This window comes from Pseudomonas sp. NyZ201 (assembly GCF_049860765.1).
Classification (GTDB): Bacteria; Pseudomonadota; Gammaproteobacteria; order Pseudomonadales; family Pseudomonadaceae; genus Aquipseudomonas; species Aquipseudomonas bharatica.
The window spans coordinates 947,501-962,131 of record NZ_CP187557.1; the positions used below are offsets into that span (position 1 = coordinate 947,501).

Genomic DNA, 14,631 nt, shown 5'->3' on the forward strand with positions numbered 1-14,631 from the left:
GAACCGACTACCGTTGAAAAGTTAGCGGATGACCTGTGGATCGGAGTGAAAGGCTAATCAAGCTCGGAGATAGCTGGTTCTCCTCGAAAGCTATTTAGGTAGCGCCTCATGTATCACTCCAGGGGGTAGAGCACTGTTTCGGCTAGGGGGTCATCCCGACTTACCAAACCGATGCAAACTCCGAATACCTGGAAGTGCCGAGCATGGGAGACACACGGCGGGTGCTAACGTCCGTCGTGAAAAGGGAAACAACCCAGACCGTCAGCTAAGGTCCCAAAGTCATGGTTAAGTGGGAAACGATGTGGGAAGGCTTAGACAGCTAGGAGGTTGGCTTAGAAGCAGCCACCCTTTAAAGAAAGCGTAATAGCTCACTAGTCGAGTCGGCCTGCGCGGAAGATGTAACGGGGCTCAAACCATGCACCGAAGCTACGGGTATCACTCAGGTGATGCGGTAGAGGAGCGTTCTGTAAGCCTGTGAAGGTGAGTTGAGAAGCTTGCTGGAGGTATCAGAAGTGCGAATGCTGACATGAGTAACGACAATGGGAGTGAAAAACTCCCACGCCGAAAGACCAAGGTTTCCTGCGCAACGTTAATCGACGCAGGGTTAGTCGGTCCCTAAGGCGAGGCTGAAAAGCGTAGTCGATGGAAAACAGGTTAATATTCCTGTACTTCCGGTTATTGCGATGGAGGGACGGAGAAGGCTAGGCCAGCTTGGCGTTGGTTGTCCAAGTTTAAGGTGGTAGGCTGGAATCTTAGGTAAATCCGGGATTTCAAGGCCGAGAGCTGATGACGAGTTGCCTTCAGGCGACGAAGTGGTTGATGCCATGCTTCCAAGAAAAGCTTCTAAGCTTCAGATAACCGGGAACCGTACCCCAAACCGACACAGGTGGTTGGGTAGAGAATACCAAGGCGCTTGAGAGAACTCGGGTGAAGGAACTAGGCAAAATGGCACCGTAACTTCGGGAGAAGGTGCGCCGGCGAGGGTGAAGGACTTGCTCCGTAAGCCCATGCCGGTCGAAGATACCAGGCCGCTGCGACTGTTTATTAAAAACACAGCACTCTGCAAACACGAAAGTGGACGTATAGGGTGTGACGCCTGCCCGGTGCCGGAAGGTTAATTGATGGGGTTAGCTAACGCGAAGCTCTTGATCGAAGCCCCGGTAAACGGCGGCCGTAACTATAACGGTCCTAAGGTAGCGAAATTCCTTGTCGGGTAAGTTCCGACCTGCACGAATGGCGTAACGATGGCGGCGCTGTCTCCACCCGAGACTCAGTGAAATTGAAATCGCTGTGAAGATGCAGTGTATCCGCGGCTAGACGGAAAGACCCCGTGAACCTTTACTATAGCTTTGCACTGGACTTTGAATTTGCTTGTGTAGGATAGGTGGGAGGCTTTGAAGCGTGGACGCCAGTTCGCGTGGAGCCATCCTTGAAATACCACCCTGGCAACTTTGAGGTTCTAACTCAGGTCCGTCATCCGGATCGAGGACAGTGTATGGTGGGTAGTTTGACTGGGGCGGTCTCCTCCTAAAGAGTAACGGAGGAGTACGAAGGTGCGCTCAGACCGGTCGGAAATCGGTCGCAGAGTATAAAGGCAAAAGCGCGCTTGACTGCGAGACAGACACGTCGAGCAGGTACGAAAGTAGGTCTTAGTGATCCGGTGGTTCTGTATGGAAGGGCCATCGCTCAACGGATAAAAGGTACTCCGGGGATAACAGGCTGATACCGCCCAAGAGTTCATATCGACGGCGGTGTTTGGCACCTCGATGTCGGCTCATCACATCCTGGGGCTGAAGCCGGTCCCAAGGGTATGGCTGTTCGCCATTTAAAGTGGTACGCGAGCTGGGTTTAGAACGTCGTGAGACAGTTCGGTCCCTATCTGCCGTGGACGTTTGAGATTTGAGAGGGGCTGCTCCTAGTACGAGAGGACCGGAGTGGACGAACCTCTGGTGTTCCGGTTGTCACGCCAGTGGCATTGCCGGGTAGCTATGTTCGGAAGAGATAACCGCTGAAAGCATCTAAGCGGGAAACTTGCCTCAAGATGAGATCTCACTGGAGCCTTGAGCTCCCTGAAGGGCCGTCGAAGACTACGACGTTGATAGGTTGGGTGTGTAAGCGCTGTGAGGCGTTGAGCTAACCAATACTAATTGCCCGTGAGGCTTGACCATATAACACCCAAGCAATCTGCGCTGAGAAGCCGGATTGTGGTGGTGAAGACGCAATGAACCGAAAGTTCGTGCAAACCACAACTGTCACATACCCGATTTGCCGAGGCGTCGAAAGACGAGTTGGCACACAGAATTTCTTGACGACCATAGAGCATTGGAACCACCTGATCCCATCCCGAACTCAGCAGTGAAACGATGCATCGCCGATGGTAGTGTGGAGCTTCTCCATGTGAGAGTAGGTCATCGTCAAGATTCAATTCCGAAACCCCTATCTGCGTATGCAGGTAGGGGTTTTGTCTTTCCGGCTTCCCCACAAACCCGAGCGGCGCACTAGAATAGACCTCGACGCCGTCATTCAGAATTTTCCTATGTCCGATCCTGCCGACTCCCGGCCGCTTGCCAATCTGCCGCTGGACGAACTGGTGGCCTGCCACGAGTGCGACCTGCTGATGCGCAAGCCTGTACTCAAGCGCGATGAGAAGGCTGTGTGCCCCCGTTGTGGCTATGAGCTGTATGCCCACCGGCATAAGGTCGTAGAGCGGAGCCTTGCCCTGGTCCTCGCGGCATTGATGCTTTATGTCCCGGCGAACTTCTTGCCAATCATGCAGCTCCATTTGTTGGGGCAGAATTCGGACGACACCGTCTGGAGTGGCGTGCTCGGCCTCTACGATTCCGGGATGCGTGGCGTTGCCGTGGTGGTATTTCTCTGCAGCATGGCAATTCCGCTACTTAAGTTGCTATGCCAGCTTGCCGTGTTGTTGAGCATTCGCTGGAATGTCGGAAGAGGCTATGGCTTGCTGCTCTACCGTATTTATCACCATCTACGCGACTGGGGCATGCTCGAGGTCTACTTCATGGGTGTGCTGGTGGCTATCGTCAAGCTGGTGGACCTGGCCGAACTGAGTCTGGGTCTTGGGCTTTTGTGCTTTATCAGTCTGTTGCTTGTCCAGGTCTGGTTGGAAATAGTCATGTCGCCACACCAGATCTGGGTGGCGTTGTCGGGAGAAGACCTGCATGCGGGCGATTGATGCCGGGATCCTTATTTGTTGCGAGTGTCATGAACTCAACCGCCAGCAGCCTGAGTCCAGTTCACAGGTGTGTACCCGCTGCGGTGCGATCGTGCATGCCCGCCGTCCCAATAGTCTTGTCCGTACCTGGGCGTTGCTGATTACCGCGGCGATTCTTTATATTCCGGCCAACGTATTGCCCATCATGACCGTCAGTACCCTGGGGCAGGGTAGCCCCGACACCATCATGTCCGGGGTCATCACCTTGATGAAGCACGGCATGCTGCCGATCGCGGCTGTCGTATTCATCGCCAGTATCCTGGTGCCCACCTTCAAGTTGGTCGGTATCGCCCTGCTGCTCTATTCGGTGCAGCGCCACCAGCCGCTATCCGCTCGGCAGCGCATCCTGATGTACCGCTTTATCGAGTTCATCGGGCGGTGGTCGATGCTGGATATCTTCGTCATTGCGATTCTCGTCGCGGTGGTGAATTTCGGACGCATTGCCAGCGTCGAAGCCAACCTGGGCGCCGTCGCCTTTGCCAGCGTGGTGATACTGACGATGCTCGCAGCAGTAACTTTCGATCCCCGACTGATCTGGGATAACACGGAGTCGGATGACGACCATGAGTGACGATTTGCCTACGGCTAGAACCCGCCCAGCTTCGAACTGGTCGGCTATCTGGATTTTGCCCCTGATCGCCCTGGTCATTGGCGGCTGGCTTGGCTGGCAGGCCTACCGGGACTCGGGGGTGAATATCGAGGTCCGTTTCAAGAGCGGAGACGGCATCGTCGCCAACAAGACCGAGGTGGTCTACAAGGGGATGCCGGTCGGTAAGGTCAAGAGCCTGGTCCTGGATGCCAAGGGTAGTGATGCGGGAGTGGTCGCCACCATCGAAATGAATCCCGCCGCAGAGCCTCATCTGCTGACCAATACGCGTTTCTGGCTGGTCAAGCCCAGCGTCACGCTCGCGGGTATCACGGGGCTGGAGACTCTGGTTTCGGGTAACTATATTGCCGTCAGCCCGGGCGATGGCGAGCCGACCAGGTATTTCGTCGCCTTGCCGGAAGCGCCGCCGCTGTCCGATAGCGAGCCGGGCCTGCACCTGACCCTGAAGGCCGATCGCCTCGGCTCGCTCGACCGTGATAGTCCAGTGTTCTACAAGCAGATCCAGGTGGGTCGGGTGAAGAGCTATCGTCTGGCCGAAGACCAGGGAACGGTGGAGATCAAGGTCTTTATCGAGCCAGCCTATGCCTCGCTGGTGCGCAAGCACACGCGGTTCTGGAATGCCAGCGGGGTCAGTGTCGACGCCAGCCTGTCGGGGGTCAAGATTCGCAGCGAGTCCCTGGCCAGCATTGTTGCCGGCGGTATCGCCTTCGCCACGCCGGAATACCGCAAGGACAGCCCGCCCACGGATCCGAGCCTGCCGTTCCGCCTCTACGAAGATTTCGATGCGGCCCAGGCCGGTATTCGGGTGAAGGTCAAGCTAAGCGACTTCGAAGGTTTGCAGGCCGGTCGCACGCCAGTGATGTACAAGGGTATCCAGGTCGGTACGCTGAAAGCGCTGAAGGTCGAGTCCGATCTTAACAGTGCGATGGCCGAACTGACCCTCGATCCCCTGGCCGAGGACTACCTGGTGCAGGGCACCCAGTTCTGGGTAGTGAAGCCGTCGATTTCCCTTGCGGGCATCACCGGCCTTGAGGCCTTGGTCAAGGGTAATTACATCGCGGTACGGCCGGGCGACAAGGGCGCCTCGCCGCAGCGCGAGTTCGAGGCCCGGGCCAAGGCGCCACCTCTCGATCTCAAGTCGCCTGGCCTGCATCTCGTGCTGTTCACCGAAAATCTCGGATCGCTGGAAGTCGGCAGCCCTATCCTTTACCGCCAGGTGAAGGTTGGTACCGTGCAGAGTTACCAGTTCTCCCGTAAACACCAGAAGCGTCTGCTGATAGGTGTGCATATCGAGCCGGAGTATGCCGGCCTGGTCAACGGCTCGACGCGGTTCTGGAATGCCAGTGGCATTACGCTCACGGGCGGCTTGTCGGGCATCCAGATCAAGAGCGAGTCGCTGCAAAGCCTGATGGCGGGCGGTATTTCCTTCGATACCCCGACGCCCAACGTCCCGCTCAAGCGCCGGATACCTACCTTCCGCCTGCATGAAAGCCAGGAGGCAGCCAATCTTTCGGGTATCCCGATTACGATCAAGGTTGCCGACGCCGATGGTTTGAAAGTCGGCACGCCGATTCGATTCAAGGGGCTGGATGTCGGCAAGATCGAGGCCGTCGATCTTAGTGCCGATTTGCAGTCGGTGCTGCTTAAGGCGCGGATTACCGAGGTCCCCGAACGTATCGCTCGAGTAGGTACGCAGTTCTGGGTGGTCAAGCCGGCGTTGGGGATCGTCAAGACGGAGAACCTGGGCACCCTGATAACCGGACAATACCTGGAAGTTCAACCGGCAGCCCAGAACAAAGGGCCGCAGCGCGAGTTCACGGCCCTGCTGGAGGCGCCACAAGTCATCGGGCCGCCGGAAGGCCTGGCGCTGGTCTTGAGTGCGCCGAGGCGTGGTTCGATCAAGCCGGGGGTGCCGGTGACCTATCGGGAGATCCCCGTAGGCAAGGTGACGGGCTTCGAGTTGGGGCAGACCGCTGACCGCGTGCTCATCCATATCCTGATCGAGCCGCGATACGCAGCTCTGGTTCGCGGTGGCAGCCGGTTCTGGAATACCAGCGGCTTTGGTTTCGAATTCGGTTTGATCAAGGGCGCGACGATCCGGACCGAGTCCCTGGAAACCATGATCCAGGGTGGAATCGCCTTCGCCACGCCGGAAGGTGAGCAGATGGGCAGGCCTGCCCTGCCGCAGCAGACCTTCGCCTTGTTCGAAAAGGCCGAAGATGAATGGCTGCAGTGGGCGCCGAAGATTCCTATCGGCAAGTAACCAGGCAGGCCCGGGTGCATGAAGCGTCCGGGCCTCTTTCAACTAGCGATGGAAGAAATCGCAGGCAATAAAAAACCGACCCTAAGGTCGGTTCTTTAACAAGCTTGTCGCTTAGGCAGCAGCTTTCAGCGCCTTGATGTGGCCATTCAGACGGCCTTTATGGCGAGCAGCCTTGTTCTTGTGGATGATGCCCTTGTCGGCCATACGGTCGATTACAGGCACAGCCAGGATGTAAGCAGCTTGCGCTTTTTCGGCGTCTTTTGCGTCGATGGCCTTGACTACATTCTTGATGTAGGTACGAACCATGGAACGCAGGCTGGCGTTGTGGCTGCGACGCTTCTCAGCCTGTTTTGCACGTTTTTTGGCGGAAGGTGAGTTGGCCACCGTCGAGCTCCTCGAAAGACTTGGTAAATAGCAAACAAAATAGGCCGCGAATCATGCCGATGAGTTGACTGCTTGTCAAGGCCACGAGCGGGGTTCCGCTCGGCGGTCATTCTCTCCATCGGGATGATTCCCTTCTGGTGCACGACCTGTAAACTCGGGAGCTTTTGCGCTGCCTGTTTTGCGCGGCGCGCATTATTGCACATTCAAATGGCGTTCGGCCTGCACTTCATCCCACGACGTGAAAAACTTTCGATGAATCTCCTCAAATCCCTGGCTGCGGTCAGTTCCATCACCATGGTGTCGCGGGTTCTGGGCTTCGTCCGTGACACCATCCTGGCGCGCATCTTCGGCGCCGGCGTGGCCACCGACGCCTTCTTCATCGCCTTCAAGCTGCCCAACCTGCTGCGTCGGATCTTCGCCGAGGGCGCTTTTTCCCAGGCGTTCGTACCGATTTTGGCCGAATACAAGACCCAGCAGGGGGAGGAGGCGACCCGCACCTTCGTCGCCTACGTTGCTGGCTTGCTCACCTTGGTCCTGGCTCTGGTCACCGCCCTTGGCGTGCTGGCTGCGCCCTGGATCGTCTGGGCCACGGCGCCGGGTTTCGTCGACAGTGCGGAGAAATTCCAGCTGACCACCGATCTGTTGCGCGTGACCTTTCCTTATATATTGCTGATCTCGCTGTCGTCCCTGGCAGGCGCGATCCTCAATACCTGGAACCGCTTCTCGGTCCCGGCCTTCGTGCCAACCCTGCTCAACGTCGCGATGATCGTGTTCGCGCTGTTCCTCACGCCGTACTTCGATCCACCGGTCATGGCGCTGGGGTGGGCCGTGCTGGTCGGTGGGGTGTTGCAGCTCGCGTTCCAGCTCCCCCATTTGAAGAAGATCGGCATGCTTGTGCTGCCGCGCCTGAATCTGCGCGATACCGGCGTCTGGCGCGTGCTGAAGCAGATGTTGCCGGCCATCCTGGGAGTTTCGGTCAGCCAGATCTCGCTGATCATCAACACCATCTTCGCCTCCTTCCTGGTGGCCGGCTCCGTGTCCTGGATGTATTACGCCGATCGCCTGATGGAATTGCCCTCCGGCGTGCTTGGCGTTGCCTTGGGTACCATCCTTCTGCCGACCCTGGCCAAGACCTACGCCAACAAGGATCGCCAGCAATACTCGCAGATTCTCGACTGGGGCCTGCGCCTGTGCTTCCTGCTGGTGCTGCCCTGTTCCCTGGCCCTGGCGATTCTGTCCGAGCCGCTGACCGTGGCACTGTTCCAATACGGCAAGTTCGGCGCCTTCGATGCGCAGATGACCCAGCGCGCGCTGATCGCCTATTCGGTGGGCCTGCTTGGCATCATCATGATCAAGGTCCTGGCCCCTGGCTTCTATGCCCAGCAGAACATCCGTACGCCAGTGAAGATCGCCCTGTTTACCCTGGTGTCGACGCAATTGCTCAACCTGGTATTCATCGGCCCGTTGCAGCATGCCGGCCTGGCCCTGGCGATCAGCGTCGGTGCCTGTCTTAACGCAGGTCTGTTGTACTGGAAACTGCGCCAGCAGCGCCTGTTCGAGCCGCAGCCCGGCTGGACCGCTTTTCTGGTCAAGCTGGTGATCGCGGTGTTGCTGATGTGCGCCGTGCTGCTGGTCGGCATGCAGTTCATGCCACCCTGGGCACAAGGGGAGATGCCGATGCGCTTCCTGCGCCTGGGAGGACTGATTGTCGCAGGCGTAGTGACTTATTTTGGCTGCCTGTTCCTGTTCGGCTTCCGCCCCCGGGACTTCGCCCGCAAGGCCCTGCACTGACGGGCGGCGCAGGTCAGGCGTCGGTTTGGTGAAATCGGCGTGCTGGCGAGGTGCTGTTGCCTGTCGTCGGCGCCCGGGTATGGTTATAATCGACCACTTTATGAGCAAGAAGCGCGTTATGCAGCTGGTTCGAGGCCTTCAAAACCTTCGCCCCCGGCATCGGGGCTGTGTTGCTACCATTGGCAACTTCGACGGAGTTCATCGCGGTCACCAGGCCATCCTGGCGCGACTGCGCGAGCGTGCGGTGGAGTTGGGCGTGCCCAGCTGCGTGGTGATTTTCGAGCCGCAGCCGCGCGAGTACTTTGCCCCGGAAACCGCCCCGGCACGCCTGGCACGCCTGCGTGACAAGGTTGCCCTGCTTGCCGCGGAAGGGGTCGATCGGGTCCTGTGCCTGGCCTTCAACCAGCGCTTGAGCAAGCTTGGCGCCGACGAGTTCGTCGAGACCATCCTGGTCGACGGCCTCGGCGTGAAGCATCTGGAGGTCGGCGACGACTTCCGCTTCGGCTGCGACCGCCTCGGCGACTTCGCCTTCCTGCAGGACGCCGGCCAGCGCTACGGTTTCACTGTAGAAGCGGCGCGGACCGTCGAGCTGGATGGCCTGCGGGTCAGCAGCACCCAGGTGCGTGATGCCCTGGCCGCGGCGGACTTCGCCCTGGCCGAGCGCCTGCTGGGGCGGCCGTTCCGTATCGGCGGGCGGGTCCTGCATGGGCAGAAGCTGGCCCGGCAGTTGGGTACGCCCACCGCCAACGTACAACTCAAGCGCCGTCGCGTGCCACTGAGCGGGGTCTACCTGGTCAGTGTGCAGATCGACGGCAAGGTGTGGCCGGGGGTCGCCAATATTGGCGTGCGCCCCACCGTCGCCGGCGACGGCAGCGCCCACCTCGAAGTGCATTTGCTGGATTTCGCCGGTGATCTGTATGGCCGGCGCCTGACGGTGGAATTCCACCACAAGCTGCGTGAAGAGCAGCGCTTCGCCTCCCTGGAGGCGCTCAAGTCGGCGATCGATGCGGATATCGCCGCCGCTCGTGCCCATTGGCACGCTCAACCGCTAACCAAGAGCCTGAAATGACCGACTATAAAGCCACGCTAAACCTTCCGGACACCGCCTTCCCCATGAAGGCCGGCCTGCCACAGCGCGAACCGCAGATCCTGCAGCGTTGGGACAGTATTGGCCTGTACCGGAAGCTGCGCGAGATTGGCAAGGATCGTCCTAAGTTCGTCCTGCACGACGGCCCTCCCTATGCCAACGGCAAGATCCACATCGGTCACGCGCTCAACAAGATCCTCAAGGACATGATCATCCGTTCGAAGACCCTGTCGGGCTTCGACGCGCCTTATGTTCCGGGCTGGGACTGCCACGGCCTGCCGATCGAGCACAAGGTCGAGGTCACCCATGGCAAGAACCTGACGGCGGACAAGACCCGCGAGCTGTGCCGTGCCTACGCTGCCGAGCAGATCGAAGGCCAGAAGGCCGAATTCATCCGCCTGGGCGTGTTGGGCGACTGGGACAACCCATACAAGACCATGAGCTTCGCCAACGAGGCCGGCGAAATCCGCGCCCTGGCGGAGATGGTCAAGCACGGCTTCGTGTTCAAGGGCCTGAAGCCGGTGAACTGGTGCTTCGATTGCGGTTCGGCCCTGGCCGAGGCCGAGGTCGAGTACGCCGACAAGAAATCCCAGACCATCGATGTCGCCTTCAAGGCGGTCGATGAAGACAAGCTGGCCGCCGCGTTCGGCCTGGCGTCCCTGGGCAAGCCGGCCTCCATCGTGATCTGGACCACTACCCCGTGGACCATCCCCGCCAACCAGGCGCTGAACATCCATCCGGAGTTCACCTATGCCCTGGTCGATGTCGGCGACAAGCTGTTGATCCTTGCCGAAGAGCTGGTCGAATCCTGCCTGAAGCGCTTCTCCCTGGAAGGTTCGGTCATCGCCACCGCCCCGGGTTCGGCCCTGGAACTGATCAATTTCCGTCACCCGCTGTACGATCGCCTGTCGCCGGTCTACCTGGCCGACTACGTCGAGCTGGGCGCCGGTACCGGCGTGGTCCACTCCGCTCCAGCCTACGGTGAAGACGACTTCGTCACCTGCAAGCGCTACGGCATGGTCAACGACGACATCCTCACGCCTGTGCAGAGCAACGGTGTCTACGTCGACTCGCTGGAGTTCTTCGGCGGCCAGTTCATCTGGAAAGCCAACCCGCATATCGTCGAGAAGCTGGCCGAAGTCGGTGCGCTGATGTTCACCGAGACCATCAGCCACAGCTACATGCACTGCTGGCGCCACAAGACCCCGCTGATCTACCGCGCCACCGCGCAGTGGTTCGTCGGCATGGACAAGCAGCCGAACAATGGCGACACCCTGCGCGCACGCGCCCTGAAAGCCATCGAAGACACCAAGTTCGTCCCGGCCTGGGGCCAGGCGCGCTTGCATTCGATGATCGCCAACCGTCCCGACTGGTGTATCTCGCGCCAGCGCAACTGGGGTGTGCCGATCCCGTTCTTCCTGCACAAGCAGACCGGCGAGCTGCACCCGCGCACCGTCGAGCTGATGGAGGAAGTGGCCAAGCGCGTCGAGCAGGAAGGCATCGAGGCCTGGTTCAAGATGGACGCCGCCGAGCTGCTCGGTGACGAGGCCGGCCAATACGACAAGATCGCCGACACCCTCGACGTCTGGTTCGACTCCGGCACCACCCACTGGCACGTGCTGCGCGGTTCGCACAACATCGGCCACGAGACCGGCCCGCGCGCCGACCTGTACCTGGAAGGTTCCGACCAGCACCGCGGCTGGTTCCATTCCTCGTTGCTGACCGGCTGCGCCATCGACAACCACGCGCCCTACCGCGAGCTGCTGACCCACGGCTTCACCGTCGACGAAAACGGTCGCAAGATGTCCAAGTCGCTGGGCAACACCATCGAGCCGCAGAAGGTCAATGACACCCTGGGTGCCGATATCCTGCGCCTGTGGGTATCTGCCACCGATTACTCGGGCGAGATGGCGGTTTCCGAGCAGATCCTGCAGCGCAGCGCCGATGCCTATCGTCGCATCCGCAACACCGCCCGCTTCCTGCTTTCCAACCTGTCCGGCTTCGACCCGGCCCGCGACCTGCTGCCGGCCGAAGACATGCTGGCACTGGATCGCTGGGCCGTAGACCGCACCCTCCTGCTGCAACGCGAGCTGGAAGAGCACTACGGCGAATATCGCTTCTGGAACGTCTACTCGAAGATCCACAACTTCTGCGTGCAGGAGCTGGGCGGCTTCTACCTGGACATCATCAAGGACCGCCAGTACACCACCGGCGCCAACAGCGTTGCCCGTCGTTCCTGCCAGACCGCGCTGTACCACATCGCCGAAGCGCTGGTGCGCTGGATCGCGCCGATCCTGTCGTTCACCGCGGACGAGCTGTGGCAGTACCTGCCAGGCGAGCGCAATGAGTCGGTGATGCTCAACACCTGGTACCAGGGCCTCGCCGAGCTGCCGGAAGGCACCGAGCTGGATCGCGCCTACTGGGATCGCGTGATGGCGGTCAAGGCTGCCGTCAACAAGGAACTCGAGAACCAGCGTTCGGCCAAGGCCATCGGTGGCAACCTGCAGGCCGAAGTGACCCTGTTCGCCGACGAGGCCCTGGGCAACGACCTGACCAGGCTGGGCAACGAGCTGCGCTTCGTGCTGATCACCTCCGCTGCAAGCGTCGCGCCGTTCGTCGAAGCGCCTGCCGATGCCGTGGTCACCGAGGTTTCCGGCCTGAAGCTGAAGGTGGTCAAGTCCGCGCATGCCAAGTGCGGCCGTTGCTGGCACTTCCGCGCCGATGTCGGCATCAACCCGGAACATCCGGAAATCTGCGGTCGTTGCGTGGACAACATCAGCGGTAACGGCGAGGTGCGTCACTATGCCTAATGTGTCTGCGGGGCGGTTCGGCCGCCTCGCCTGGCTCTGGCTGAGCGCGCTGGTCCTGGTCCTCGACCAGGCCAGCAAGTTCCATTTCGAAAACTCGCTGAGCATGTACCAGCAGATCGTGGTCATTCCCGACTACTTCAGCTGGACCCTGGCCTACAATACCGGCGCCGCCTTCAGCTTCCTTGCCGACAGCTCCGGCTGGCAGCGCTGGCTGTTCGCCCTGATCGCCGTGGTGGTCAGTGCGGTGCTGGTGGTCTGGCTCAAGCGCCTGGGGCGCGGCGAGACCTGGCTGGCGATTGCCCTGGCCCTGGTCCTCGGGGGCGCATTGGGCAACCTGTACGACCGTATCGTGCTCGGCCACGTGATCGATTTCATCCTCGTGCACTGGCAGAACCGCTGGTACTTCCCGGCCTTCAACCTGGCCGACAGCGCCATTACCGTCGGTGCGGTGATGCTGGCGCTGGATATGTTCAAGAGCAAAAAGTCCGGAGAACCTGTCCATGAGTGACATCCGTATCGGCCAGAACACCGAAGTCACCCTGCACTTCGCCCTGCATCTGGAAAACGGCGATACCGTCGACAGTACCTTCGACAAGGCTCCGGCGGTGTTCAAGGTCGGCGATGGCAACCTGCTTCCCGGTTTCGAAGCGGCGATCTTCGGCTTCAAGGCCGGCGACAAGCGCAGCGTCACCGTGATCCCGGAAAACGCCTTCGGTCAGCCCAATCCGCAGAACGTGCAGATCATGCCGCGTTCGCAGTTCCAGGACATGGAGCTTTCCGAAGGCCTGCTGGTCATCTTCAACGATGCTGCCAACACTGAACTGCCCGGTGTGGTAAAGGCTTTCGACGATGCCCAGGTGACCGTCGATTTCAACCACCCACTGGCTGGCAAGACCCTGAACTTCGAGGTGGAAATCCTCGACGTGAAGGCCGTCTGAGCCGGGAGTCCCTCATGCAGATCAAACTCGCCAACCCTCGTGGCTTCTGTGCCGGCGTGGACCGGGCGATCGAAATCGTCAACCGCGCGCTGGAAGTCTTCGGGCCGCCGATCTATGTGCGTCACGAAGTGGTGCACAACAAGTTCGTCGTCGAAGACCTGCGCGCCCGCGGGGCCATCTTCGTCGAAGAGCTGGACCAGGTTCCGGACGACGTCATCGTCATCTTCAGTGCCCATGGTGTTTCCCAGGCCGTGCGCCAGGAGGCTGCCGGGCGCGGCCTGAAGGTGTTCGACGCCACCTGTCCGTTGGTGACCAAGGTGCATATCGAAGTCGCGCGCTACAGCCGCGACGGCAAGGAATGCATCCTGATCGGCCATGCCGGGCACCCGGAAGTCGAAGGCACCATGGGCCAGTACGACGACAGCAACGGTGGCTCCATCTACCTGGTCGAAGACGAGGACGATGTCGCCAGGCTCGAGGTGCGCAACCCCGATAGACTGGCGTTCGTGACCCAGACCACGCTGTCGATGGACGACACCAGTCGCGTTATCGATGCCCTCCGCACGCGCTTCCCGAGCATCGGCGGGCCGCGCAAGGACGACATCTGCTACGCCACCCAGAACCGTCAGGATGCGGTGAAGCAGCTGGCTGACGAGTGCGATGTGGTGCTGGTGGTCGGCAGCCCGAACAGCTCCAACTCCAATCGCCTGCGCGAGCTGGCCGAGCGCATGTCCACCCCGGCCTACCTGATCGATGGTGCCGAGGATCTGCAGCGCAACTGGTTCGACGGTGTCGAGCGGGTCGGCATCACCGCCGGGGCCTCGGCGCCGGAAGTGCTGGTGCGTGGTGTGATCCAGCAACTGCGCGAGTGGGGGGCCAGTGGAGCGGAGGAGCTCGATGGCCGCGAAGAAAATGTCACCTTCTCCATGCCCAAGGAATTGCGGGTCCGGACCGTCAACTGACGTCCCCGCCGCACAGCGGCTGGTCAGGCGGCGCATGGCGCAGGCTGACACGGCCGCTGGCCGACAGCCGCACCTGGTACAGCCTTTCCTGACCGGACGCCCCGCATACCAGCAGGGTTCCGGCCTGGAACGCGCCGCCCTCGCGCAAAGGAACGCCCGATCCGCTGAAGCGCACTTTGCGCGCCACCGGCTGATTACCGATCACCCTGATTCCAGCGCCGACCGAATATTCCCGTAACAACTGCTCCGGACCCTGTTCCAGGCGTATCTGCCAGCCGTTGCTCCAGTCATCCTCCAACGCTTGCAACACCACCACCTGGTTGCGTAGCAAAGCCTCGCTGCGCGTGGCGCGCAGGGCCAATGCGAGGTTCTCGGCGATGGCCTGCTGTTGCAGGTCGTGGCTCATCTTGCTGTAGGCCGATATTCCCAGCGGTGTCAGCAATGCCAGCAGCCCTGCTGCAAACAGCATCTGGATCAGTGTTACTCCCTGTTGCTTCACCATGCGTTCCTCCCTGGAAGTGCTTCGCTTAGGTTCAACTGCGCTGCGCTGGATG

Annotated in this window: 12 protein-coding genes and 2 rRNA genes (1 of these 14 running past the window's edge); 11 read left to right on the forward strand and 3 right to left on the reverse strand. The window is 60.4% G+C overall.

Annotation, left to right across the window (positions count from 1 at the left end; translation table 11 throughout):
- The 5 genes from ACPFMA_RS04330 to ACPFMA_RS04350 form a co-directional block, all read left to right on the forward strand.
- Positions 1–2,168, forward strand: a 23S ribosomal RNA gene (locus tag ACPFMA_RS04330); it begins 723 nt to the left of the window's first position.
- 136 nt (positions 2,169–2,304) lie between these two features.
- Positions 2,305–2,420: ribosomal RNA gene (gene rrf / locus ACPFMA_RS04335) — 5S ribosomal RNA — on the forward strand.
- Positions 2,421–2,536: 116 nt separating this feature from the next.
- Complete coding sequence (locus ACPFMA_RS04340) at positions 2,537–3,196, forward strand: paraquat-inducible protein A (RefSeq protein WP_279899596.1); 660 nt, start codon at positions 2,537–2,539, stop codon at positions 3,194–3,196.
- A complete protein-coding gene (locus tag ACPFMA_RS04345) occupies positions 3,183–3,806 on the forward strand; it encodes a paraquat-inducible protein A (protein ID WP_009403533.1) in 624 nt (207 codons plus the stop codon). Before ACPFMA_RS04340 ends, ACPFMA_RS04345 begins: the two co-directional genes overlap by 14 nt.
- Complete coding sequence (locus tag ACPFMA_RS04350) at positions 3,790–6,105, forward strand: intermembrane transport protein PqiB (RefSeq protein WP_425929732.1); 2,316 nt, start codon at positions 3,790–3,792, stop codon at positions 6,103–6,105. The genes ACPFMA_RS04345 and ACPFMA_RS04350 overlap by 17 nt, the downstream gene beginning before the upstream one ends.
- A gap of 111 nt (positions 6,106–6,216) precedes the next feature.
- Here the strand turns inward: ACPFMA_RS04350 and rpsT are convergent, their stop codons facing one another.
- Positions 6,217–6,489: a 30S ribosomal protein S20 gene (gene rpsT / locus ACPFMA_RS04355; protein WP_009403531.1), complete on the reverse strand. Its 273-nt coding sequence runs from the start codon at positions 6,487–6,489 to the stop codon at positions 6,217–6,219.
- 252 nt (positions 6,490–6,741) lie between these two features.
- Here rpsT and murJ point away from each other — a divergent pair, with 252 nt between their 5' ends.
- Complete coding sequence (gene murJ, locus ACPFMA_RS04360; protein WP_009403530.1) at positions 6,742–8,280, forward strand: murein biosynthesis integral membrane protein MurJ; 1,539 nt, start codon at positions 6,742–6,744, stop codon at positions 8,278–8,280.
- Positions 8,281–8,293: 13 nt separating this feature from the next.
- On the opposite strand, the gene ACPFMA_RS04365 is transcribed toward murJ, so the two are convergent.
- Complete coding sequence (locus ACPFMA_RS04365) at positions 8,294–8,491, reverse strand: hypothetical protein (protein WP_167654060.1); 198 nt, start codon at positions 8,489–8,491, stop codon at positions 8,294–8,296.
- Between ACPFMA_RS04365 and ribF the strand changes: the two genes are divergently transcribed.
- Genes ribF through ispH form a run of 5 tightly spaced genes read left to right on the forward strand, consistent with a single transcriptional unit; the run spans position 8,399 to position 14,077 of the window.
- Positions 8,399–9,349, forward strand: a complete 951-nt coding sequence (gene ribF / locus ACPFMA_RS04370; RefSeq protein ID WP_009403528.1) for a bifunctional riboflavin kinase/FAD synthetase — start codon at positions 8,399–8,401, stop codon at positions 9,347–9,349. The genes ACPFMA_RS04365 and ribF overlap by 93 nt on opposite strands.
- A complete protein-coding gene (gene ileS / locus ACPFMA_RS04375) occupies positions 9,346–12,177 on the forward strand; it encodes an isoleucine--tRNA ligase (RefSeq protein WP_064304369.1) in 2,832 nt (943 codons plus the stop codon). Before ribF ends, ileS begins: the two co-directional genes overlap by 4 nt.
- Entirely contained in the window at positions 12,170–12,685 is a 516-nt protein-coding gene (gene lspA, locus ACPFMA_RS04380) for a signal peptidase II (protein ID WP_009403526.1), read from the forward strand. The genes ileS and lspA overlap by 8 nt, the downstream gene beginning before the upstream one ends.
- A complete protein-coding gene (gene fkpB, locus ACPFMA_RS04385) occupies positions 12,678–13,115 on the forward strand; it encodes an FKBP-type peptidyl-prolyl cis-trans isomerase (protein WP_009403525.1) in 438 nt (145 codons plus the stop codon). Before lspA ends, fkpB begins: the two co-directional genes overlap by 8 nt.
- 14 nt (positions 13,116–13,129) lie before the next feature.
- A complete protein-coding gene (gene ispH / locus ACPFMA_RS04390; protein ID WP_064304371.1) occupies positions 13,130–14,077 on the forward strand; it encodes a 4-hydroxy-3-methylbut-2-enyl diphosphate reductase in 948 nt (315 codons plus the stop codon).
- On the opposite strand, the gene ACPFMA_RS04395 is transcribed toward ispH, so the two are convergent.
- A complete protein-coding gene (locus ACPFMA_RS04395) occupies positions 14,070–14,579 on the reverse strand; it encodes a GspH/FimT family pseudopilin (protein ID WP_420059577.1) in 510 nt (169 codons plus the stop codon). The genes ispH and ACPFMA_RS04395 overlap by 8 nt on opposite strands.
- Positions 14,580–14,631: the final 52 nt, after the last annotated feature.

Excerpts from the sequence above, each read along its gene's own strand:
- ACPFMA_RS04340 (WP_279899596.1), top strand. The coding sequence starts at position 2,537 with ATGTCCGATCCTGCCGACTCCCGGCCGCTTGCCAATCTGCCGCTGGAC.
- ACPFMA_RS04345 (WP_009403533.1), top strand. The coding sequence starts at position 3,183 with ATGCGGGCGATTGATGCCGGGATCCTTATTTGTTGCGAGTGTCATGAA.
- ACPFMA_RS04350 (WP_425929732.1), top strand. The coding sequence starts at position 3,790 with ATGACGACCATGAGTGACGATTTGCCTACGGCTAGAACCCGCCCAGCT.
- murJ (WP_009403530.1), top strand. The coding sequence starts at position 6,742 with ATGAATCTCCTCAAATCCCTGGCTGCGGTCAGTTCCATCACCATGGTG.
- ribF (WP_009403528.1), top strand. The coding sequence starts at position 8,399 with ATGCAGCTGGTTCGAGGCCTTCAAAACCTTCGCCCCCGGCATCGGGGC.
- ileS (WP_064304369.1), top strand. The coding sequence starts at position 9,346 with ATGACCGACTATAAAGCCACGCTAAACCTTCCGGACACCGCCTTCCCC.
- lspA (WP_009403526.1), top strand. The coding sequence starts at position 12,170 with ATGCCTAATGTGTCTGCGGGGCGGTTCGGCCGCCTCGCCTGGCTCTGG.
- fkpB (WP_009403525.1), top strand. The coding sequence starts at position 12,678 with ATGAGTGACATCCGTATCGGCCAGAACACCGAAGTCACCCTGCACTTC.
- ispH (WP_064304371.1), top strand. The coding sequence starts at position 13,130 with ATGCAGATCAAACTCGCCAACCCTCGTGGCTTCTGTGCCGGCGTGGAC.
- ACPFMA_RS04395 (WP_420059577.1), bottom strand. The coding sequence starts at position 14,579 with ATGGTGAAGCAACAGGGAGTAACACTGATCCAGATGCTGTTTGCAGCA.